The sequence below is a fragment of the Metabacillus niabensis genome (assembly GCF_020524345.1).
GTDB classification, from domain to species: domain Bacteria; phylum Bacillota; class Bacilli; order Bacillales; family Bacillaceae; genus Metabacillus; species Metabacillus niabensis_B.
This window is the reverse complement of the sequence record NZ_JAIVLH010000004.1, coordinates 42,304-66,557: the sequence shown is the minus strand read 5'-3', so window position 1 is coordinate 66,557 and position 24,254 is coordinate 42,304. Positions and strand designations below refer to the sequence as shown.

18 protein-coding genes and 1 pseudogene are annotated in these 24,254 nt (G+C 35.5%); 4 read left to right on the top strand and 15 right to left on the bottom strand.

Translation table 11 applies throughout. The annotated features are described in order from the left end of the window. Nucleotides 1–267: 267 nt before the first annotated feature. From LC095_RS06550 to LC095_RS06525, 6 genes and pseudogenes are all read right to left on the bottom strand, one after another. On the bottom strand, nt 268–1,341 hold the full coding sequence (locus LC095_RS06550) for a branched-chain amino acid aminotransferase (protein WP_226527407.1): 1,074 nt from the start codon (nt 1,339–1,341) through the stop codon (nt 268–270). A gap of 304 nt (nt 1,342–1,645) precedes the next feature. Next, complete coding sequence (locus LC095_RS06545; protein ID WP_226527593.1) at nt 1,646–3,391, bottom strand: choice-of-anchor I family protein; 1,746 nt, start codon at nt 3,389–3,391, stop codon at nt 1,646–1,648. A 5-nt stretch (nt 3,392–3,396) separates the two neighbouring features. Beyond that, nucleotides 3,397–3,699 carry a hypothetical protein gene (locus LC095_RS06540; RefSeq protein ID WP_226527406.1) on the bottom strand — a complete coding sequence of 101 codons (303 nt, stop codon included), beginning with the start codon at nt 3,697–3,699 and terminating at the stop codon, nt 3,397–3,399. A 666-nt stretch (nt 3,700–4,365) separates the two neighbouring features. Next, nucleotides 4,366–4,795, bottom strand: a pseudogene (locus LC095_RS06535) (cell wall hydrolase). A gap of 133 nt (nt 4,796–4,928) precedes the next feature. Then, the gene (locus LC095_RS06530) at nt 4,929–5,249 is read right to left on the bottom strand and encodes a MerR family transcriptional regulator (RefSeq protein ID WP_026560788.1); all 321 of its coding nucleotides are present in this window, start codon (nt 5,247–5,249) and stop codon (nt 4,929–4,931) included. Between the two features lie 510 nt (nt 5,250–5,759). Next, nucleotides 5,760–6,941, bottom strand: coding sequence for an MFS transporter (locus LC095_RS06525; RefSeq protein WP_226527405.1), 1,182 nt, complete (start codon nt 6,939–6,941; stop codon nt 5,760–5,762). Nucleotides 6,942–7,115: 174 nt separating this feature from the next. Here LC095_RS06525 and LC095_RS06520 point away from each other — a divergent pair, with 174 nt between their 5' ends. After that, on the top strand, nt 7,116–7,958 hold the full coding sequence (locus LC095_RS06520) for a deoxyribonuclease IV (RefSeq protein ID WP_226527404.1): 843 nt from the start codon (nt 7,116–7,118) through the stop codon (nt 7,956–7,958). A 126-nt stretch (nt 7,959–8,084) separates the two neighbouring features. On the opposite strand, the gene LC095_RS06515 is transcribed toward LC095_RS06520, so the two are convergent. Further along, nucleotides 8,085–8,804: a metallophosphoesterase family protein gene (locus LC095_RS06515; protein WP_226527403.1), complete on the bottom strand. Its 720-nt coding sequence runs from the start codon at nt 8,802–8,804 to the stop codon at nt 8,085–8,087. A 191-nt stretch (nt 8,805–8,995) separates the two neighbouring features. Here LC095_RS06515 and yyaC point away from each other — a divergent pair, with 191 nt between their 5' ends. Beyond that, nucleotides 8,996–9,589, top strand: a complete 594-nt coding sequence (gene yyaC / locus LC095_RS06510) for a spore protease YyaC (RefSeq protein ID WP_226527402.1) — start codon at nt 8,996–8,998, stop codon at nt 9,587–9,589. Between the two features lie 87 nt (nt 9,590–9,676). Here the strand turns inward: yyaC and LC095_RS06505 are convergent, their stop codons facing one another. The 7 genes from LC095_RS06505 to gltB all read right to left on the bottom strand — a co-directional run bounded on the left by LC095_RS06505 (nt 9,677) and on the right by gltB (nt 21,856). Continuing rightward, entirely contained in the window at nt 9,677–10,132 is a 456-nt protein-coding gene (locus tag LC095_RS06505) for a CoxG family protein (RefSeq protein WP_226527401.1), read from the bottom strand. A 140-nt stretch (nt 10,133–10,272) separates the two neighbouring features. After that, on the bottom strand, nt 10,273–11,409 hold the full coding sequence (locus LC095_RS06500) for an alcohol dehydrogenase catalytic domain-containing protein (RefSeq protein WP_226527400.1): 1,137 nt from the start codon (nt 11,407–11,409) through the stop codon (nt 10,273–10,275). Continuing rightward, nucleotides 11,406–13,304: an electron transport protein gene (locus LC095_RS06495; RefSeq protein WP_226527399.1), complete on the bottom strand. Its 1,899-nt coding sequence runs from the start codon at nt 13,302–13,304 to the stop codon at nt 11,406–11,408. Before LC095_RS06495 ends, LC095_RS06500 begins: the two co-directional genes overlap by 4 nt. An 88-nt stretch (nt 13,305–13,392) precedes the next feature. Continuing rightward, entirely contained in the window at nt 13,393–13,797 is a 405-nt protein-coding gene (locus tag LC095_RS06490) for a hypothetical protein (protein WP_226527398.1), read from the bottom strand. Nucleotides 13,798–13,966: 169 nt separating this feature from the next. Then, nucleotides 13,967–15,610: a PAS domain-containing sensor histidine kinase gene (locus LC095_RS06485; RefSeq protein WP_226527397.1), complete on the bottom strand. Its 1,644-nt coding sequence runs from the start codon at nt 15,608–15,610 to the stop codon at nt 13,967–13,969. Between the two features lie 180 nt (nt 15,611–15,790). Beyond that, entirely contained in the window at nt 15,791–17,275 is a 1,485-nt protein-coding gene (gene gltD / locus LC095_RS06480) for a glutamate synthase small subunit (protein ID WP_226527396.1), read from the bottom strand. Between the two features lie 15 nt (nt 17,276–17,290). Next, entirely contained in the window at nt 17,291–21,856 is a 4,566-nt protein-coding gene (gltB, locus tag LC095_RS06475) for a glutamate synthase large subunit (RefSeq protein WP_226527395.1), read from the bottom strand. Between the two features lie 137 nt (nt 21,857–21,993). Between gltB and LC095_RS06470 the strand changes: the two genes are divergently transcribed. Both LC095_RS06470 and LC095_RS06465 read left to right on the top strand, forming a co-directional pair. Further along, the gene (locus LC095_RS06470) at nt 21,994–22,896 is read left to right on the top strand and encodes a LysR family transcriptional regulator (protein WP_226527394.1); all 903 of its coding nucleotides are present in this window, start codon (nt 21,994–21,996) and stop codon (nt 22,894–22,896) included. Between the two features lie 244 nt (nt 22,897–23,140). Then, on the top strand, nt 23,141–23,326 hold the full coding sequence (locus tag LC095_RS06465) for a hypothetical protein (RefSeq protein ID WP_078431224.1): 186 nt from the start codon (nt 23,141–23,143) through the stop codon (nt 23,324–23,326). A 32-nt stretch (nt 23,327–23,358) separates the two neighbouring features. Here the strand turns inward: LC095_RS06465 and LC095_RS06460 are convergent, their stop codons facing one another. Continuing rightward, nucleotides 23,359–24,159, bottom strand: coding sequence for a glycerophosphodiester phosphodiesterase (locus LC095_RS06460; RefSeq protein WP_226527393.1), 801 nt, complete (start codon nt 24,157–24,159; stop codon nt 23,359–23,361). Nucleotides 24,160–24,254: the final 95 nt, after the last annotated feature.

Genomic DNA, 24,254 nt, shown 5'->3' with positions numbered 1-24,254 from the left:
ATCCTTCTTTATTGTTAAAAATTCCCTTGAAAGAGTGAAATTTTTTTCTTTATAAGAATCAATAGCAAATATATATGTAAGACGAGTAAACGACACAATATGTTTCAAATTTATTACAACTTTTCAAAAAGATTTATATGTTTTTTGAATTAGAGAATCTATGTATGACAGGATATGATTTTTTATGAAGGAGTATGTATGAGAAATGAACTTATAGAGATAAAGAGGCAGTAAAAAGACCGCCCTACACGTGCGGTCTTTTCAAAATCAGTTTACTTCTACTACCCAATTAAATGGATCCTGCATTGTTCCTCTTTGAATACCTGATAATGTATCATATAGTTTTTTAGATAGTTGGCCGGTTAAACCATCGTTAATAACCATTTTTTGTTCATTATATAGGAACTCACCAACTGGAGAGATAACTGCTGCTGTTCCAGTACCGAACACTTCCTCAAGTTCACCTTTTTTATAGGTTTCATAAACTTCTTCCATAGATATTTTTCGTTCTGACACTGGAATATCCCAAGATTTTAATAATTCAATGATTGAATTTCTTGTTACACCTTCTAAAATACTACCATTTAACTCAGGTGTAACAACCTCACCATTAATTTTGAAAAAAATATTCATACTTCCTACTTCTTCGATATATTTCTTCTCCACTCCATCCAACCATAATACCTGTGAGTATCCTTTTTTCGCTGCTTCTTCCTGAGCTTTTAAACTCGCAGCGTAGTTTGCGCCGGTTTTCGCCTTACCTGTACCGCCATCAACTGCACGTACATAATGATTTTCAACAAAGATTTTTACAGGATGGATTCCTTCCTTATAATATGAACCTACTGGAGAAAGAATGATCATAAAACGATAGAAATTAGATGGTGCGACACCTAAAAAATATTCTGTCGGAATAATAAATGGACGAATATATAATGAAGTTCCTTCCGCTGTAGGGATCCATTCTTTTTCAATCGAAACCAATTGTTTTAAAGCTTCAATGACAAATTCACCATCAATTTGTGGAATACACAGGCGTTCGTTCGATAAATTCAGTCTGTGCATATTTTTTTCCGGTCTAAATAGCAATACTTTATCATCTTGTGTACGATAAGCCTTTAATCCTTCAAAAACTGTTTGCCCATAATGAAAAACCATTGAGGCAGGACTTAACGAAATAGGTTCATACGGAACGATTCTCGCATCATGCCATCCTTTAGTTGGGCTATAATCCATTGCAAACATATGATCTGTAAATACACGTCCAAATTCTAATTGATCTGATTGTGGTTTTTCCTTCTTTGTTTTGCTTAATGTTACATCGATCTTAGTTTTCGTCATCATGTCTTAACTCTCCCACTCAAATAATTTATCTTCATTAACACTTCTGAGCATATTAAGTTATGTTCATTCAAGTTTCTATATTTCTCTATTTTATAACTTTCATAAGGTAATTAACAACTGTTTTTCGACAAAAGATTCAAAATAATCAATAAAAATATTATATTAAACCAATTTTAACGTTATTTTTGAATATTAAAATACCTAAACATACCAATTTCCCCATTTAACTTGACCTAGACCAAATATCTCCCCATCGTAAATAAAAAAGAGCAGGAGTATACCCGCTCTCACATTATATCTTTTATTCTTTTACCATTAATCTTTTCTTTACTATCAACCCTATACCCACAACTACACTTACCATTCCCAGTAAAAGCATCGTAAAGTTATTCGTAGCTGTATTAGGTAAGAAATAACCGTTTTCACTTTTTGATTTTTCCGAATCATCTAATGCATTTGTGACTATTTGTTGATCTGATAATACCTGTTTATTTTGTCTACCTTCTTCTTTATCTTCTGTTACTTCTTGCTCCTGATGATCATTGTTGTCAACTTTTTCATCATCACTATGCTCTAATTGGTCCTCATCAGTTGATGGTTGCTGGTTTTCATCAGGAACTTCGGTTTCAGGTTGCTCGTCATCAACCGGCTCGTTCGGATTCTCACTTTCCTCTTCTTTAACTTCAATCCCAATTTGATAAGCAGCAATTGTTCCGGAAACTTCATGTGCTGCTAAAAGAATATTTTGACCAGTTGGACTTTCATCTGCCGGAATAAAAGTTAAACCTTCCGGAGCTGTATCGCCATTAGCACCTGTTACCTTTTCCTCGCCATTAAAGATTCGTGATGAAAAGTATCTATTAAATACCGGTTTTTCAGGGTTGTCTATATCGTAAACCATGATTCCACCAACACGCTCTAAGCCTATAAAAGCGTAATTCTCACCTTGAACATGACCAATTGTTACTGTCTCAGGCTCCGGCCCTTTATCATCACTGCGGGAGTCAAAATTATTTTCATCATTATTAGAATTAAAGTTATCTTCACCATATACTTGCATTGTGATTTCCTCAAAATCAGAGCCACTATCATATGTCAAATCTAATGAATTAGCATTCCATATGGAAAATGACCTGGCTCCATATCCATAAATCGCTTCATATTTGCCTTTATCATTCTTTGGTGCAGATATTGTTGTATTTAGCCTTCCTACTTGTTCTTCATTAAAAAGTCCATTTTCTATAAGGTGATTCAATTGTTCTTGAGTATATCCCTCATATAACTCAGCATTTAATTCATAGGACTCTTTAAGATCCGATACTCTTTCTTCCTCTGAAAAGCCAGCATAATCCTGTGCATCACCTTCATTAGCAGATAATATGTATGTTTGTCCATTCACTTTGTATGATGCCATTCCATCAGGTTGGTACATTGATAAAACAGGCCAGTTAGTGATGTTCATCTCATTGTCCTCATTTGAAGCATCTAACTTATTTCTCCCTACAGAAAAATCTTTATATCCAAGACTTTTTACTTGGACAAATCTTTTTGCAGGAATATCCAGTTTTGCCAACGCATTATTTTCCTGAAGTGCACCAAAAGCAAATTTACTCTCTTCGTCCACCACAATATATTCCGGTTCAAGATCTTGGGCAAATGTAGAAGTTTCTGAAACCTTCCTGACTCCTTCTTCGATTACACCCTCTTCAAATTTAATAGGCGTGACACTTTCATTTGTTATTCCTTCCACACCATTTGAAACATTAATCATACTAACAGAACCCTCTGGATTGGTTTGATAATCATCACTTGGCTCCCCTTCATTGGCAACAAGCACATAGGAACCATCCGGTGTAAATGTCAGCATATCCGGTAAGGCTCCAACTGTCACATGTGATAGATAGTCACCTTCTGTCGACAAAAATACAACAAATCCGGGGTCAACTTTATTTGCAGCAGGTGCCGAAACAGCAATATACCCGCCTTTTGGATGAATCGCTACACTTGTTACATCAGAAGCAGCTACACCTAAATCTTTTAAATTGATCTGTTTTAGACGAGGATCTCTTGAGAGTCTTTAAGAACATTTAAATCAATAATATCTACTGCCTTCGCTGAACCATTTACTGAAAAAGCATGTTTGGAAATTGAATCATACGCAACAATCTCTGTTCCTCCTTCACCAATTCCCGCTCCACTGGAGTATCTCCCAAGTAATTGAACATGGACACCTTGTCCATGTTCTCCATCAAATTTCATTACATGATTAGCAGCCGATGTTTGAACAGGAGAAGTAAGCAGTACATATGAAGCAGCAGCAAAAATGGTTTTGCTCATAAAATGCTGAAATTTCAACCTAGCAACCTCCCAAATTTTTTTATTATAAAAATCTTACTAGGTTTTGGTAAAGATTGATTAAGAGTTTTGTAATATTTTTGTTAATTTTATATAAATTCGTCGGTAAATGTTAAATACGAATATAAATTATGTCGATAATAATCTGTATAGAGCCTTTTCAGAAAGCATTTCTTTAAGAAAAAACATTTGCTTAATCTTAAATCCAATTATTGATTTTCCCTCTGCTATTTTCTTCCATTATGGTTATTATAACTGAATATTATACGGAAATAACTAGGATTACTTTGTATTATCTTTAAGTATTATAAGTTGTATTTCTGCAATGGACACTCGATGAACAAAAGTAAAGACGTTAATATACGCCTTTAAAATGAAAGTGAATTTTTTGTCTATTTTTGTTTTAAATTTAGATAGATTGGACAAAATTTTACAATTTTCCACCTTATTCGAACACTCAATTTATCATTTCATTCAGATACATCTAGTATTGTCGAAATAAAGCTCGTCTATCTTGAAATAATGAAAAACCAGATGAGAACATATGTTCAGGATCATATGAGAATGGGACAAACAGCCAAGGGTGCATTAAAAGAAATGGAGAATGAATTTAAAAAAGGAAAACGAACAGGAGGAGTAGAAATGTCGTTTTCCTTTTTAACACCATCAAAATGTATTGTAGATATTTTCACATTCTTCAGCAATAGGTTCATAAAAACAATGAAGTTTGAATCTCCCCACCAGCGGCTGGTTGTACCATTGTGGAAGGGCAATCACCCTGAGGACGAAAATACCATAGGCTAAATTTTGCCGGCCAAAACCTTTCACCGTTAACAACTCTACGAGCAAGTCTTTTTTCACTTTCTCTAGCCCTTTGAAAAAAATAACCTTTGGTTGTGGCTTCAAAAGCATGTGGTTGAAAAATCATATTCGGAATTGTACGTAATCCCTTAAAATCCGAACAGTTGGAACGAATCCGATTTATCCCTACATTTCCGACTAAAAGCATCCCTTGAATTCCTTCTCCTTCAGCTTCTGCACGAAGCAACCTAGCTAATAAGGCAATATCTGCTTCGGTCGTTTTTACAACGGCCATGCATTCACCTCCATTTCAATCCTCTTTTTATCATATTTTATAGAAAGCTAGGCACATGACTATTTATATACATATCTGGATATAAAAAAAGAATGCAAATGTTTTCGCATTCCCTTCTATAATTTATTATCATTTACTTAAATCCGCTTCTCTGGAAGTGTGAGTTTAATTGTCCTCTAATCATTTTTTTCTTTAATTCAGCATCTGTTTCCTTTTTTCTATAGTCTCTCCGTATTTCATCTGTTTGAACACCTTCTTCAACCTTTTCTGCAATGTCCATTAGTTTTTCAATATCTGAAAAAGAATATTTACGGAAACCAGTTGAAGTACGCTCAGGAAAAATTAGTTTTCTTTCTTCATAGTAGCGGATTCTTCTTTCCGATAATCCCGTCATTTCACAAACTGTTCCCATTGACATTACTTTTTTATCACGGTATGACATACTCTTCTCCATATGTATCCCCTCTTATGCATGATAAATTTTCGTTCAATTATCTCTTTTTTACTTTAGCAACAGTAACCGTTTTCTAACAAGAATTATTTGTTAAATTTTTGGTTTATTTATAATATTCCGTCTTTTTGTTTTGTTTTGTGCTAAGAAATACTTTACTTCTAAACTTTTACGTAAGATAAGTTAACACACAAAAATGCCCATAATAATGAAGAGACATCCTTTTTAGATGCCTCTTTTTCTTATTTATCATAAGACCACCAGAAAACTTACTGTTCACTCTGGTTCACCTATCTCAAAACTACTATTAATAAGTTCTATTGCTTGTTCAGGAGTAATCTTAAACTCATCCGCTACTTTTTTAATCATATTTTCTCTTATTTCTCTAATTGTCATAAGAACACAACCCTTTCTCTTTGATCTGTTACTATCATATTATCAGAAAATTCATATACTAAAAGTCGTTTGTAAGATTATCTTACATTGTTTTTTTGAGTATTATGACAGAATATCTTACAACTCTTTTTTATCGTTGTTGATAAGAACTATATATATTACGATTGATACGAAAACAGAAAAAGCTGAAACCAAATAAATCGTATGATATCCAAATAAATGACCGATCTGTCCAAATACTAAAGCGCCCATTCCAACACCTAGATCAAAGGAAGAAAAGAAGGTTGCATTTGCCATACCTCTTCTATGTTTCGGTGCATTCTCAATTGACCATGCTTGTAGAGCTGGCTGTACGGATCCAAAACCTATTCCATATAAAACAGCAGCAATTAACAGAACGGTTGTATTTAATAACCATGCTAATAAAATCATTGCAGCAACAATGAGAATCGTTCCAGGAATAAAAATTGCACGATGTCCTTTTACATCATATATTTTTCCAGCAAACGTTCTGGATGCCATCAAAGCCAGAGCAAAAACAAGGAAATACCATTGTATACCCGAAATTCCTTTTTGAGCTGTATATAATGGTAAGAATGAAGCAATTCCCCCAAAAGTTACTGTAATGAAAAAAAGCAACAGGGACGGTTTGAGTGCTGTTTTCTCATAAATATCCCATTTTTCTTTTTTACCTACTTGTTGGGTTTTCTCTATTGTTTTATAGCGTATTCTTGACGAAAGGAGAAATGCTATTAACCCTAGGGTTGCACAAATCATAAATAATTGTGTATATGATAAAACCCCAGCTAAGGAAAGTCCCAATGATGGTCCAAAGGCTAATGCGATGTTTCCTGATAAGCCATAGTATCCCATTCCTTCTCCACGTCTCTTTGAAGGGATTATATCACTCGCAATTGTTCCAGATGCTGTTGTAGAAAAACCCCAACCAATACCTTGAATAAATCTCATAAAAAATAAAAACCCTATTGCCGGTAGAAAGCCAAAGGATCCAACGGATACAATAAAAATTAGAATACCAGTTAAATACACACTTTTTCTGCCTCTTGTTTCAAGTGCATGCCCTGCATAGGATCTTACTAATAAGGCTGAAAAGGTGAAAATACTAACAACAATCCCAATTAGTTGGTCATTTCCCCCTAACTCTTCTACATAAAGCGGAATCGTTGGCAAGGTCATTTGAAACCCAAGGAAAATAAAAAAGTTTGATATACAAATTAAAATAAAGTCACGTGTCCAAATCTTTTCTTTATGTAATACATTTGATTGCTGAAAATTCAAAAAAGCCCTCCTCTTCCAATGTAATAAGCTATTATTTAATAAGGTTAATATTTATAAGACTAAATAACAAATGATATGTTTTACAATATATACTCAACTACAAGAATAAAGTGTTTTATTTTATAAATAATAAAAAGATGAAAAGCAACTAAATTGACGGTTAGGGTGAGATAAATGAAATTTGGTTGTCATGTGAGTATTAAAAATGGATATTTCGCCGCTGCTAAGCATGCATATACCATAGGCGCTAAAGCATTTCAGTACTTTCCGAAAAATCCAAGGAGCTTGTCAGTTAAAGCGTTTAATCCAGAAGATGCAAATCAATGCTCCGGATTTTGTCATGAACATGATCTTGTATCCATAGCACATACACCTTACCCAACTTCTCTTACTCCATCATTAGAGAAAAAGGAACTTACGATTGCATCATTGTTAAATGATTTAGAGATTGCTGAAAGTTGTGGATCTATTGGAGTAGTTGTCCATTTCGGGCAGCTTATCGATGCAGATCATCCACTGACAAGCTATCAGTTAATGATTGAGATGTTAAATCTTGTTTCATCCCGATGGAACGGAAAATGCAAGTTGTTAATAGAAAATAATGCCGGTACATCAGGTGCACTGGGGACAACATTGGAAGAGCTTGTTCAAATTAGGAGCCTAATAGATAATCCCGAAAAAGTGGGATTTTGTCTCGATACTTGTCATGCTTTTGCAAGCGGTCTATGGAGCGGGCAACAAAATGAGGTATTTTGGCAAAAAGCAATTGAACTAGGTTACCTTGAATATCTGGAAGCTATACATTTAAATAATTCCAAATACCCGCTTGGATCACGTAAAGATAGACATGCAAATATTTTTGGTAATGGATTCATAGAGAGTGAAGAATTTATTAAATTGTTTCAGTTAGATCTTTTATCAGAAATTCCTTTTGTTCTTGAAACACCATCAAATGAAGGTGTAACACACACGGAAGAAATAAACCAGCTCTACCAATTTGTTAAGAACAACCGTTAGAGCCTCATCCTTATCTATTCCAAAAAAAATTCATCCGAGAAATCTCTACATTTCATAAACCAGCATGTTACGACAAAAACCTATCTTTTTGTCAAGTTTTGCGCTTTCCCGAGAAATAAATCTAGTTTATACCCTACCGTTTTTAAGGACCTGTATCATCATATCAGCATTTGGATAACCGACTTCTCTGTACTGTTTCATAACCTTTTCAATATCATAGCCAACTCTTTCAATAGATGTACTATATCCACTCTCATCTATTGTAATAACACCATAAGATGCTTTTGTTACACCATCAAAGGGTAGTCCTACACTCCCAATATTCATTATCACTCTACCATTAATGTACCGAATATAAGGTTTATGAATATGAGCATAAAGATAAATAGTTGCAGCCTTTTTCGATAACACCTTTTCATATAACAGACTATCTTCTACATTTTGGGGTATCACTTCAAATAAACTGGCAGGTGTTGCATGAAAAGCAAAGATTTCAATACCATGTTCATTTAGGTATAACTCTGTAGGTAGCTGTGATAAATAGTCGATATCTGTTGATTCAAGGTTAGAAAATATCCATTCCCGTTCCTTGTTCATCATTTCAAGAGCTCCATCAGGAACTTCTCCCTGCCGAACCCCTCTCACAACCCATTCATCAGCATTTCCTTTTATCACCTCAGCTTGTAAGGATCGAATAAGTTCTAACGATCTTTTTGGTTCAGGTCCTCTATAGCTTATATCACCAAGAACACAAATTTTTTCAATATTTTTCTTTTTAAGATCTTTTAAAACTGCTTCAAGTGCAACAGCATTACCGTGTATATCTGAAATAAATGCAATTTTCACGATCATATCCCTCCAAATTAAACGATTCTTTCTTTAGTATACCAATCCATTGGTTTGGTATCTATTTGTAAAAAATTGTTAGTTTATTTGTTAAATTTTCTTATTTTTTTGGAAGGAGAGTTAAACAAAGAAAAAGAATTAATAAACCATAAACATTAAAGAGAAGATGTGTTTTTACTGGAGGGGAATGCATGTTAGCTCAAAAACATATAAACAGCAATGTCATACCTCAAAGTATTATTCCATATGATCACAAAATTGCTCCATTTTTGATTAGAAATATTTTATTTCAACATATCCCGAAAGCAACACAACATATTTATGTTGTGGGAATCGGGTCGAATCAAATAAACGGTGACAGTCTCGGTCCTTTTGTTGGTACTCTCCTGCAACATAAATTCCCAAGACATTTAACTGTGTTAGGAAATCTTCAGTCCCCATTAGATTCCTCAAACTTAGTGAGTGAATTTACCAAGATCTGTTTACCACAAAATAGTTTTGTCATAGCTATTGATAGTGTTTTAGGATCTAAAAACATAGTCCAATCAATTGTCATTAGAGATGGACCTATTCTGCCTGGTGAGGGTTTAGGAAAACAGCTTCCGGCAATTGGGGATTGTAGCATTATGGGAGTTGTCCTTGAGAAGGATTTTCAGGATCAGTCAACTCTATTTCATACAAATTTACATCTTATCTACACGATGACAACAAATATTAGCAAAGGAATTTCTCTTGCTGTTCGGCAATTTTTTCAATACCCTCCTAATTATCCGATATTTCTTTAGGAAGCATAAGTAGCCGAATGCAGAATCTAATTACAAAGTTCTCCATTCGGCACTAGTTCCTATCAATAATTTTTACTTTAGATTATTTTATCGAAGGACATTCTCTCTTTCATCAATTTTAGATACGATTGCTTCCGTTAGCTCTTCTGTTATTTCTACTAAATTTTTTTCTAACTTGGCGCTTACCATTTTTGCTAAGGCACCTTCAGGAGTAATATCAAGAAAACCTGACATTAACGTTTTATTTGATTCCAGAGGCTTTGCTTCAAAATATCCCTTTCCACTAATCTTCTCATTGATTCCTGTCAGATTAAACTCCACTTTTGATGGTTCTATCCATGTCAAAATATCTACTTTTAGATGTATTTTTCGTTTTATAACACCTAAGTCTGTTTTGAATTTCCATGTTGACTCTTTTTCACTAATTATTTCATGATTTATATACCCAGGTACAAGTGGTGCCCAATGATCCATTACACTTACAAAGCTCCATATAGAATGTATAGGATGATCAACTTCTACTTTGTATAAATGATTGGCCATTTATCAAACCTACCTTCTTGTTCGATTAATGATTCATAGATGAAAAACCATTTATACAGTACTTATTCTCTTTCATTGTCCAATATGTGTTTAAACTGTATTTTCATAAAAATTATACTGCCGTTACGAATTTCCTTTTCTCAGGGTTTTAAAATAATCTTCAAACAATTTTCCTTATGTGAATTAAAAATTTTATAGGCATGCTCTGCTTCTTCTAAAGGAAGATGGTGGGTGATCACATCCGACAAATTTACTTGTTTCGTTTTGAGGAGATCGTATAAAAAAGGAATTAGATGGATAACAGAAGCAAGTCCCATTTTTAATGTAATGTTTCTCGCAAATAAATCACCTAATGGAAACTGATTATATCTAGTACCATATATTCCTACCAATTGTATTATTCCACCCGAGCGTGCTACCTGACTAGCAAATTCAATGGCACCTAAAGCTCCCCCCTGCAGCCTAAGAGCTGTTTCCAATATTTCTGTCGGTCTCATTTTCCCGCTCATTCCGACACAGTCAATTACTACATCTGCCCCACCTTTTGTTATTTCTTTAAGATGTTGCTTTAATTCTTTATCTTCTTGGAAATTAAAAGCTTCTACACGATTCCACTTTTCTGCATGTTCAAGTCGATAAGGTACATGATCAACCGCTATTACTCTTTTTGCGCCTTTTAACCACGCAAGTTTCTGTGTGATCAATCCGATAGGACCACAACCCAAAACAATCACAGTGTCACCACTCTTTACCTCAGCTTGCTGTACTCCCCAATAGGCTGTTGAATAGGCATCAGTTAATAGTAATAATTCTTCATCTGCCACTTCATTATATTCCGGCACTTTAAAGGTCCCAAAATTAGCATATGGAACACGAACATATTCTGCTTGAGTACCACTATAATCTCCAAACAATCTGGAACAGCCATAACAACCGCCAATCTCACCATCGAGATTTGACCGTAAACATTGACATTCTAGTTTTCTTTTGCAGTTTACACATTCACCACAAGCTATATTATATGGTAATACAACTTTGTCTCCTTTTTTAACATGATGTACATCCGAGCCGATTTCATTAACGATCCCTATTGCTTCATGTCCGATAATATAATCCTTTTCCATACTTGGTATCATACCATGATAAAAATGTCGGTCTGAACCACAAATTGATGTATGAGTTACTTTTACAATGATATCATCCTTATTTTTAATTTGTGGATCAGGCATGTCTTTCACTTTTACATCCATAAACCCTTGATAAGTGACAGCCCTCATTTATTCTTACTCCCATCGTTTTGATCAGTTACTGTTAATAAATACATAATGAGAGCCTGCTGTTCTTCTTTTGTAAAACCAGTAGTATGATCCACCCAAAATTCATGACCTGTTCCACTTACATGTGCTGTATTTAATTTTTCGTTTTCCGCATTTTCTTTTACTACTTTTTGTCTCAATTCGGAATCAATTAACGCTAATAGACTGTTTATTGGATCTGCTTTCTTTCCTTTATATAAAGTTTCATTTACTCCAATTTCTTCATTTAGATTTTGACCTACTGCAACTCCTCCGTCATGCAAATATGGTGCACTCCAGTATAGTCCAACAAGACTTGGAACTTTGTATACTCCATCTGAACCATTATGCCCCCAACTTCTTTTTAATTGTTTTTCTTGTTCAGCTGTTAAAGTTAGTTCTTTGATAATCGGTTTTTCAGGTAGAGGAACAGGTGTTTCAGGGTCATATAGGCCACCCGGGTTAGAGAAAAATTTTTCCGTGTTATTAAGTGCTTTAGCTCTTGAACTTTCTGTTCCAATCTCCTTTGGAGACATTAATTGATTATTTGTTAAATACTGACCTGCATGACACGTGATGCAACCAGCTCGGTTAAAAACTGATTTCCCGTCAATTAGTATTTTATCATCTGTATTTATTGCTGTTTTCGGCGGTTTTAAAGAATTCATAAAGGCAGACATCGAATTTAATTGCTCCCACGCCCGATATCCATCAGAACTTGCAAATAAACCTACACTTGATAAAAATGATACTTTAGGATAAGAGGGAGACTCAATTAACTCTAATACTCCATCTGCATTCGGGGTAGGATCTGCATTTGCTAAAAAATCCGTCGGACTTTCTCCGCTTTCAGGGTCAAATCTATACCTTTTATCTGCAGCATTTTGAAGTAATATTGCCACATATAATTCTTTATCAATACCTAATACTTCTTTACTAATCGCCATTTGGGAAACTGCGTCCATATTTTGAGCATGTGCGTTATTAATAATTGCGCTTAGTCCCTTAAAAGGGCCTAATTGTCCTTGTCCACTCCATCCATACGGATGGTCACCTAATGTAAAGACGTCAGGAGTTTGTACCGGATTATTAATAAGATCAATTGTTGTGTCATTTCCACCTCGGGGCCATTTCATTACTTCTTGATCAACATATTTCTCAAGAATTTGAATGTCTGGTAAATCGAGTTCCTCCCCTTCTGTACTTTTAACAGTACGATCTGTTAAGGTTATAAAGTCTTGTATATTTTTCATTTCAGTATGTGTAAAATACGAAGCAGAATTTGTAGCTAATGCCACGAGTAATCCTATATTTAAATCTGTATTCGGTATTCCATGAACTACCTCTTTTTGATCATCTAATGAAGAGTGACAAACCGCACAACTAATACCCGCTCTTACCTTTCCCTCCTCATACCTAACCTTCACTCCTAGAGGGATTAATGCACCCTTAGGTACATCAAGACCTGTATCAATTAAATCACCTTTATTTATTTTTATATCACCGACTGTTACCGATTTAGCTGCTTTTACTTGAAGATTATCTGTACCCTGTCCGTTTAATTTAATGATTGCCGCCGCTACATTAGGAAGTGTCAACGCACCGTCAAACATTCCCATAACATCAGTAAAAAACACTTCATTTCCAAATGTCTCTTCATAAAAAAGCTTTCTGCCTGTTTGAATAAATTCATGATCAGGTTCTTCCTGTACATTACTTGACATCTGGCGAATTCCTTTAAATGAATTGCTCTCTTTCTTATTTACATTTGAGTCTGGAGGTACATATGCATATTCAATTCCTACCACTGTAAAATAAGCAATTGGCACAATCAAGCACATAAAAAGAATGGATAGTATGATGGATCGTTTTCTCAATTTTATTTCTCCTTTAGACTTGATGATAGTTATTATTTAACCATCCATTCACGTTATGCTTATTTTGTTTATTTTTTCACCCAAATACCTAAAGCCACCGCAATGAGACCGTCAATTGACAGCATTCTGCTCCTCCAATTGAAGATGTAAGGTTCAAATGTATTCCATCTGGATTAAAGGAGGTTTTTACTTTCGATTTAATTCCAGTTGATTTTATTAGTTTATTAACTTCGTTCATATTTGACTGTTGTGCCGCATACATCACCTTAGAAGCAAAATTTTTTGATTGAGCAAGTTTGTTTAACACTAAACTTGCCTCTTTCATTAACACTTGCATAGATTTAGCTGATTGTTCAAAAAGTGTCGGGTCTACTTCAGGAAATTGTCTGTTAGGAGGGAATGACATGCAATAGTCTTGTACTGTACCGACTATTCTTAAACCATTATCATGAGGTATAGGAAAACATATTGGACAATAGTATATTGGCAGCATAGTAACAGCTCCTTTTCAGGTTCTCTTTCCAATATACGGGAATTAGAAAAAGATGTGATGACAACTAGATAGTGAATAATAAACAATGTACTAAATGGCAGGTAAAAGAACAGCTACAACACGTTTTTTATATACCTTTTATCCTAAATAAAAACCCTAAGAAGAAGTCTTAGGGCATTGTGCTTTTATGAATAGGTAAAAGAAGTTCAACTTCAGTCCCTTTATTTCTAGAACTAATAAAAGATATTTTTCCTTTATGGAATTCAACTATACGATAACTTACAGTTAAACCAAGTCCTGTTCCTTTTTCCTTCATTGAATAAAATGGCTCACCTAAATGTTTTAGTCGGTCCTCATCAATTCCAATTCCGTCATCTTTAAACGTAACCTTTACAGTTTTTACATCCATCATCTCGAGTGAAACAAATACATTTTTTGACGAAGCTTCAATAGAGTTTTTCATAATATTAATAAAAAGTTGTTTTAATTGATTTGGTTCACAATCAATAATTGGAAGGTTTTTATTTATTTGAATATGCAATGTCACTCCATATAAATTTGCTTCTGATTCTAGTAAGGACTTTACATCCATTAACAAATTATTAATGTCCTTTTTTTGAAATTGAATTTTTTGAGGTTTTGCAAGTACTAATAATTCACTTGAGATAATATTCATTCTTTCAAGTTCATCAAGCATGATACGGTAGTAAAAATCATTCTCTTTATTACTACTCTGAAGCATCTGTACAAAACCTTTTAATGATGTTAAAGGATTTCGAATTTCGTGAGCTACGCTAGCTGCAAGCTCACCTACAACGGATAATTTCTCTGTTTTTCGAAGCAACCTTTCTGTTTCTTTTTCTTTTGAAATGTCTACTGCATATCCAATGATCCCGACTGTTCTTTCGTTAATAATCATTGGCACTGATGTGCATCTCAATATTTTTGTTGTATGATCTTTCATTACAATTTCAATCTCTTCATTTGTAAACGATTGATTATGGTGAATAATTTGTTTGTACGACTTGTAAATTTTCCAACGGTCTCTTTTGGATATTATCGGTAAAACCGTTTTATTCACAATTTCTTCTTTTGTAAATCCTGTAAAGCGGTAAAAATGTTCATTTACCTCTGTAAGCCTTCCTTCTAAGTCAATCATATACACTAACTCCGGATTAAAATCAAAAAGAGATTTATATCTTTGTTCACTTTCTGCTAACTTTTTCTCAGCTAAAACCTTTTCTGTTACATCTCTACCCATCACTACTAATTCTTTACGTGATCCATCTTCATGAAAGAGCGGGATTTTTATGGTATCAAAGGTCTTTATACTACCATCTGGCATTGGTATTTCTTCAATACATCTGCTTTTTGTTCCAATTAACCATGCCTGCTCATCAGATGTTTCACAATATTTTAATGCTTCAGCATAAAACTCAGTATATTCAGCTAGTTCTGAGTCTTTTTTCCCAACATAATCCACATCTTCTAATTGAAATAATTCAAGTGCAAAATCATTTGCTTTTGTCCATCGACCTTCTCCATCCTTAAAATTAACAAAATCAACCATCGAATTAATTAAAATACTTAATTTGTCTTTTTCTCGCTTCTCATTTTTATATGCTTCTCTTTTTAACACTAAATAAAAAATGAAGATGCTGGTTAAAAGGACAAACAAGAAACCTTTAATATTATGAAATATTAATAAGGTCCCTTTAGGAATATTGAACAGGACCAAAAGATTGTCTGTAGCAAGAATCCATACCGAACTGAAAAGCACATAATATACTAGAATTTTATATTTATTAACCATAAATTTCTCCTTAGTGATTGGTTAAACCTTAGTCACCTGCACTATTATTTCATTCCAAAAGTTAATTCTACTAAAAATGTACTATGTCGTCCAATAGGAATTATTGCTAAGACTTAGACGTTTTTTGAATCAAATGAAAAAGGATCAAAGCAACTAAATGCCTTGATCCTTGGAAAAATATTATGCTAAAACAGTGCTTCCCATTAAATAACGATCTACTTCACGCGCAGCTTCTCTACCTTCATTGATCGCCCAGACAATCAAACTTTGACCACGACGAGCATCGCCTGCTGCGAAAACACCATCAATGTTTGTACGGAAATCTCCGTATTTAGCAGCAACAACATTGCGTGCAGTTTGGTCAACATTAAACTGCTTTAATACTGGTTGTTCTGAACCTTCAAATCCAATCGCTATAAATACTAGTTGAGCAGGCCATACTTTTTCAGAACCCGGGACTTCTTTGAAGTAATATAAGCCTTGTTCATCTTTTAGTTTTTCCATTTGAATTGTGTGAAGTTCTTTTAGGTTTCCTTTTTCATCCGAAATGAGCTTTGTTGTTTGGATACAGTATTGACGCGGATCCTCACCAAACTTAGCTTCTGCTTCCTCATACGCGTATTCCATTGTAAAGACATGTGGAGCCTCCGGCCACATATTTTCAACTGTTCGGGACATTGGCAATTTAGGGTGTTTACCAAATTGAACAACACTATTACAATTTTGGCGAAGTGCGGTTGCTACACAGTCAGCACCTGTATCTCCACCACCGATAACAATCACATCTTTGCCTTCTGCATTAATAAATTGATTATCTTCAAAATTTGTATTTAGATAGCTTTTTGTTACATCTGTTAGATAATCCATTGCAAAGTGAACTCCGTTTGCTTCGCGTCCTTCTATACGTAAATCACGCTGCTTCTGAGCACCTACACATAGGATCACAGCATCGTGTTTAGCACGCAATTCATCTGCTGTAATGTCTTTTCCAACTTCTGTATTTGTAATAAATGTTATACCTTCTTGAGTCAGCAGGTTTACTCGACGTTCTACAATGCCTTTATCAAGCTTCATATTAGGAATACCATATGTTAATAATCCGCCTGCACGGTCTGCACGTTCATAAACAGTCACTGTATGACCTGCTTGGTTAAGTTGATCTGCTGCAGCTAAACCAGCAGGACCAGAGCCAACAATTGCAACCTTTTTACCCGTGCGTTTCTCGGGAATGCGCGGTGTAATCCAACCATTTTCAAAGCCTTTGTCAATAATGGCTTTTTCAATATTTTTAATTGTAACAGCCGGGTCAGAAATGGCTACATTACAAGAACCCTCACAAGGTGCCGGGCAAACCCTTCCAGTGAATTCCGGAAAGTTATTCGTTTTTAGTAAGCGTTCAAGTGCTTCCTTCCATCTACCACGATAGACTAAGTCATTCCACTCAGGAATCAAGTTATGAATTGGACATCCTGACGTGAAACCATTAATCTCAGTTCCAATATGACAGAAAGGAGTCGCGCAATCCATACAGCGCGCTCCTTGTCTGCTTAACTTTTCCTCAGAGAAAGGAGCTGAATACTCTTTCCAGTCATCTAAACGCTTGAGAGGATCACGTTCTGCTGCCTCTTCACGTTTAAACTCCAAAAATCCTGTTGCTTTCCCCATCTTCCTCTCCCCTTTCTACTGTACTACTGCTTTGGAACGTGACAGCTTTGCCACTGAACCTTTTTTTTCAGATTTTGCATTTGCTTCAAACGCACTCATGATCGCTTCTTCATTCGTTAAACCAGCTTCCATTTGCTCAGCAATACGATTCATCATACGCTTGTAGTCCTTTGGAATTACTTTAACAAACTTCGGAAGTATTTCGTTCCAGTTGTCTAATACAAATCGAGCTTTTGGACTGTTAGTATAATGGAAATGATTTTGAACCATTTCGTTTAGGAATTCTATTTCCTTTTCATCTGCTAAACTTTCAAACTCAATCATTTCATCATTACTAATTGCTTTAAATTCTTCCTTATTATCAGCAAGTACGTATGCAATACCGCCTGACATACCTGCACCAAAGTTTTTGCCGACTTCACCGAGGATCACAACACGGCCACCTGTCATATACTCACACCCGTGATCTCCCACACCTTCAACGACTACATTTACTCCACTGTTACGAACACCGAAACGTTCCCCCGCACGACCATTGATATATGCTTCACCACTTGTCGCACCATAGAATGGAACATTTCCGATAATTACATTGTCAGCAGCAACAATGCTTGAATCAACTGAAGGTTTAACGATAATTTTACCGCCTGAAAGTCCTTTACCGATGTAGTCATTTGCATCACCAGTTAAGTGCATAGTGACACCTTTTGGAACGAATGCTCCGAAACTTTGACCTGCCGATCCTGTAAAGCGTAATGTGATTGTATCTTCCGGTAATCCCTCTTCACCGTATCGTTTAGAAATCTCACTACCAACGATTGTTCCAGCCACACGGTTGATGTTCTTAATGTTAAATGAAGCATCAATAGGTGTACCTGCTTCAATTGCTTTTTCAACTTTTGGTAGGATTTCAACCATATCTAAAGACTGATCAATTTTATGATTTTGTTTGATTCTGGCTGTACGTGCACCTTCCGGTTGGAATAGAAGTGTTGATAAATCCAAATTTTTAGCTTTCCAGTGAGCTTTTGCACGTTCACTAACTTCAAGTACATCTGTGCTGCCGACCATTTCTTCCATCGTTCTGAAGCCAAGTTCTGCCATGATTTCGCGAACCTCTTGAGCAACAAAACGCATGTAGTTAACAATATGATCCGGATCCCCAGTAAATTTGTCACGAAGCTCTGGATTTTGTGTAGCTACTCCAACAGGACATGTATCCAGATGACATACACGCATCATAATACAACCCATTACAACTAGAGGAGCTGTTGCAAAGCCATATTCTTCAGCCCCAAGGATAGCAGCTAATGCTACATCACGGCCTGTCATTAATTTACCGTCTGTTTCTAATACAACACGATCACGAAGACCGTTTAGCATCAAGGTTTGATGTGCTTCGGCCAAGCCAAGCTCCCAAGGTAACCCTGTGTGCTTAATACTCGTTTTCGGTGAAGCACCTGTACCGCCATCATAACCGCTAATAACAATGACATCCGCTGCCCCTTTTGCAACACCTGCAGCAATTGTCCCAACTCCAGCTTTGGCAACTAACTTAACACTAATACGTGCATCACGGTTAGAGTTTTTCAAATCGTGGATAAGTTGTGCTAAATCCTCAATAGAATAAATATCATGATGAGGAGGAGGTGAAATTAATCCTACACCAGGTGTTGAACCACGAACATCTGCAACCCATGGATAGACTTTATTTCCAGGTAACTGACCACCTTCACCAGGCTTAGCACCTTGAGCCATTTTTATTTGAAGCTCATCTGCATTTACTAGATAGTGACTTTTTACACCGAAACGACCAGATGCGATTTGTTTTACTGCACTTCGACGTAAATCGCCATTTTCATCAGCAATGAATCTGTTTGAATCTTCTCCACCTTCACCACTGTTGCTTTTACCACCAAGACGATTCATCGCAATTGCTAATGTTTCATGTGCTTCCTTGCTTAATGAACCAAATGACATTGCACCAGTTTTAAAACGTTTTACGATTGAATCTACTGATTCAACTTCATCAATTGAAATGGATGGTCTTTTACCATTGAATGAGAATAGATTACGTAAGAATCCAATTCTTTCTTCATTCGCAGCATCTGAATATTTTTTAAATAGACTATAATCATTTTTACGACAAGCCCATTGTAATGTGTGAATTGTTGAAGGATTGAATGCATGGTGCTCTCCATTTTTTCTCCATTGGAAATCACTTCCTGAATCCAAAACCTTGTCAACTTTCTCAGAATACGCATCTTGATGACGTAATACTGCTTCTTTTGCAATTATGTCAAGATTAATACCGCCAAGTTGTGATGCTGTTCCAGTAAAGAAACGGTCAATCACATCTTGACCAATACCAACAGCCTCAAAAATTTGTGCTCCTCGATAACTTTGAACAGTTGAGATTCCCATCTTAGACATTACTTTAACGACACCTTCAGTAACACCTTTGATATACTTCGCAACAACCTCTTCATAGCTATAAGATAAGCTGCCATCTAAAACTGCCTCTTTGTAAGTTGCAAACGCAAGGTAAGGGTTAATTGCATCTACCCCATATCCAATTAAAGCTGCAAAGTGATGTACTTCTCTTACTTCACCAGATTCAATAACAAGGCTTGCTTTAGTGCGCGTACCTTGACGAATTAAGTGTTGATGAAGTGCGCCAACAGCTAATAAAGCAGGGATTGCAATATTATCTGAATTCATTCCGCGATCGGAAATAATCAGGATGTTCATACCGTTGTCGATTGCTTCATCTGCCTCAGCACATAATTTTTGGATTGACTCGTCTAAATTTTCACTAAACAACGATTGAATCGTTTTGCTCTTAAATCCAGGATTTAGATTTAAGCGTAATTGTGCTAATTGGACATTAGAAAGTACAGGCGAATCTAACTGGATTCTACGTGCATTTTCTTTAGTTGGATGCAGAATATTTCCTTCAGTTCCTAGCAGTGTCATTGTAGATGTTACAATTTGCTCGCGAATTGCATCAATTGGCGGGTTTGTAACTTGTGCAAATAATTGCTTAAAATAATTAAATAATGATTGAGGTCGATCTGATAATACTGCAAGTGGTGTATCATTCCCCATTGATCCTAATGGATCTTTTCCTTCTGTAATAATAGGAAGTAAATATTTTTGAATATCTTCATACGTGTAACCAAAAGCACGGTGACGCTCTGCAATATCAGTTACGACTTCTTCTAAAACATCTGATTGATCATCAAGCTTAATAAGTTGCTCGTTTAACCATTCTTGATATGGCTCTTCTTTAGCCATTTCGTCTTTAATCTCTTCGTCTGAAATAATACGCCCTTCTTCTAAATCAATTAGAAGCATTTTACCTGGGCTTAAACGATCTTTGTATAGAACATCTTTTTCATCTACTTCAATAACGCCTACTTCAGAAGAGAAAATGATGTAATCATCTTTTGTAACATAATAACGAGCTGGACGAAGACCGTTACGGTCAAGAATCGCACCTATTTGTTTACCGTTTGTAAATGAAATAGCAGTTGGTCCATCCCATGGCTCCATTAAGCAGCTATGATATTCATAGAAAGCTCTTTTTTCAGGACTCATATGTGGATTCTCAGTCCAAGGTTCCGGAATCATCATCATCGCAGCGTGTGCCGGCTTCCGACCTGCTAAAACGAAAAACTCAAACGCGTTATCTAGGATAGAAGAGTCACTACCGTCTGCATCAAGGATAGGAAGTACTTTCTCAAGATCTTCACCGAATGCTTCTGATACAAACTGTTGCTCTCTTGCTTTCATCCAGTTCATATTACCGCGGAGAGTATTAATTTCACCGTTATGAATTAAATAGCGGTTTGGATGTGCTCTTTCCCAGCTCGGGAATGTATTTGTACTAAAACGTGAATGTACAAGAGAAAATGCAGAAACAAAATCCTCATCCTGTAAATCCAAGTAGAACGCATCAACTTGTTCAGGTGTTAAAAGTCCTTTATATACAATTGTGCTGCTTGAAAGACTAGTAAAGTAGAAACGCAATTCACGTTCTCTAGCCCAATTTTCTGCTTGTTTACGGATAACATACAATTTACGTTCAAACGTAATATTGTCTTGGATTGATTCATTTGCTCCAATAAATACTTGGCGAACAACCGGACAGCTCATTTTAGCAACTGGTCCAATTTCCTCTGCATTAACTGGTACATCTCTCCAACCTAAAAGTGTTTGACCTTCAGCTTCTATAAAATTGTTTAATTGCTCTTCAATTTGCTGGCGTTCAGAATCGTCATTTGAGAAAAACATCATTCCTACACCATAGCGGCCCTTTTCAGGAAGAGTCATTTCCTTGCAAGCCTTTTTGAAGAACGCATCAGGAATTTGCACCATTAAACCAGCGCCATCTCCTGTCAATGGGTCACTGCCTTGTCCACCCCTGTGATCTAGTTGACAAAGCATATTTAGTCCTTTTTTTACAATATCATGTGTAGCGTGGCCTTTAATATGAGCGTATAAACCGATACCGCATGCATCATGTTCAAATTCAGGACGGTAGAGACCTTGTGCTTTAGGTATTTGATTGTAAGTCATGTATATCTCCCCCCGTTAGATAATCTTACACCCGATAATTTTCAGATAATTACATTATATCTTCCATAATTGATGTTAACAATATATAATTTAGATATAATCAATCTAATATTGATATATATGAACGGAGGCCTATGATGGAGTTAAGACAATTACGATATTTTATGGAGGTAGCAGAGCGTGAACATGTTTCAGAAGCTGCACAATATTTACATGTTGCTCAGTCTGCAATAAGCAGACAGATCGCGAACCTTGAAGCAGAATTAGGTGTTACATTATTTGAAAGAGAAGGGCGAAACGTTAAGCTAACACCAATCGGAAAGGTATTTCTTACACATACAAAAACTGCTATGAAGGCAATTGATTATGCAAAAAAACAAATTGATGAGTATTTAGATCCTGAAAGAGGAACAATCAAAATCGGGTTTCCTACAAGTCTTGCAAGTCACTTATTGCCAACCGTGATTTCAGCATTTAAGGAAAAACACCCGAATGTTGCCTTCCATTTGCGACAGGGTTCGTATAATTTCTTAATTGATTCAGTAATAAACCGTGAAATAGATTTAGCATTTTTAGGGCCTGTACCACAGAACATCCCAGATATAGAAGGGTCTATTTTGTTTACTGAAAGTATTCTGGCCTTGTTGCCATCATCTCATCCGCTCGCATCTAAGAGAAGCATTCTTTTAAATGAATTGAGGAACGATTCATTCGTTTTATTTCCAAAGGGTTATATCTTGCAACATATTGTTGTAGATGCATGCAAGCAAGCTGGTTTTGTACCGAATATCTCCTCAGTTGGTGAGGATTTAGATGCAATAAAAGGGCTAGTATCTGCAGGAATGGGTGTCACACTTTTACCGGAAAGTACTTTTCACGAATCCATCCCTCGCTTTACGGTAAAAGTACCGATAGAACTTCCATTAGTTAGAAGATCTGTTGGTATCATTGTTTCGAAAAAAAGAGATCTTGCACCTTCGGAGAAGGTTTTCTATAAATTTGTAAAAGACTTCTTCTCGATGCTTGAACAATATAAATAAAAAAACATAAGGCTGACAAGGTTATTATTCATTTGTCAGTCCTCTTGTATTATATCATTTATCAATCTTCTGAAATTTTGTAAATTATGGAGATGAAATCTTTATAGACGAGTTTCTACTATTATATAAGGTTTTATAGCGCTTCCATTTCAACCTCTTTATTGTATGAGAAATCATTCTTTGGAAAAGGATATGTATGATAAGAAAAACATAATCTGTGTCTTTTAAGAAGGAGGATTTTTTTATGGAAAACAAAGAAAAGTACTTAACGAACGCTCCAAAAGATGAAAACATTACAATTCAAACAGATAGCACATTTCCAAATCTTAAAAATAGTAATGGTGATTCAGTAAACAAACATAAACAGCAAGAAGTAGCAAATTCAATCATTGCTGAGAAGGAAATTGGCCAACAACAAGAAAATCTTTGACATTCAGGGGTTCCCCTGAATGCCACCTTTATCTAAGTAAAATAATCCGGGAAATCCGTTATGATTCCATCCACATTTGCATCTAATAGGTTTTTAATTGACTTTTTATCTCTCACTGTATATGGCATAACTTTCATATCGTATGAATGAATTCGTTTAACCAAATTCTTTGTAATTAATGCTTTATTTGGATTAATGTATTGTACCAAAGAAGACCAATCTCTTAATTGAACCTTTGATATTCCATGAACTCTATATTTCACTAATAGTCCAAGTGGTATATTCGGCAAGGATTTATGAAATGTCTCCAGCCATTCAAAGTCAAATGACTGTATGATTATTTCATTATTTATCGGACGGTCTACATTACACTTTTTCATTACTTCTCCCAACTTTAAGATTAAGTTCGGATACATGACCGGATTCTTAATTTCGACCAGTAAACCCATTTTATTTTTGTATGTTTCTATTACTTCCTCCAGGGTTGGAATGTATTGACCGGTAAATTTTTTATGAAACCAGCCTCCTGCATCTAAGTGACGGAGCTCTTCATATGTATATTGATGTACCTCACCTGTTCCATTCGTTGTTCGATCTACAGTTGGATCATGAATAACAACCAATTTTTCATCTTTGGTCATTTGTATATCTATTTCAAGATAATCGGATTTCATTTGTAATGCTTTTTCAAAAGCAGCCATCGTGTTCTCTGGAGCATAGCCTGAGGCCCCTCGATGAGCTACAACTAGCTTGTTTCCATTCTCCTTCTTTTCACCTATTGGAAAAGTTTTCATTTTACTGAAATGATTCAGAATAAAGATTTTTTTGCTCATACTTTTCACACCTTTAAAGGATTGTAATTATTATTAACTTAAATCTTTGAAACTCACTTATATTTCAAGTAAAGTTAATAGTAAGATCATTCTCT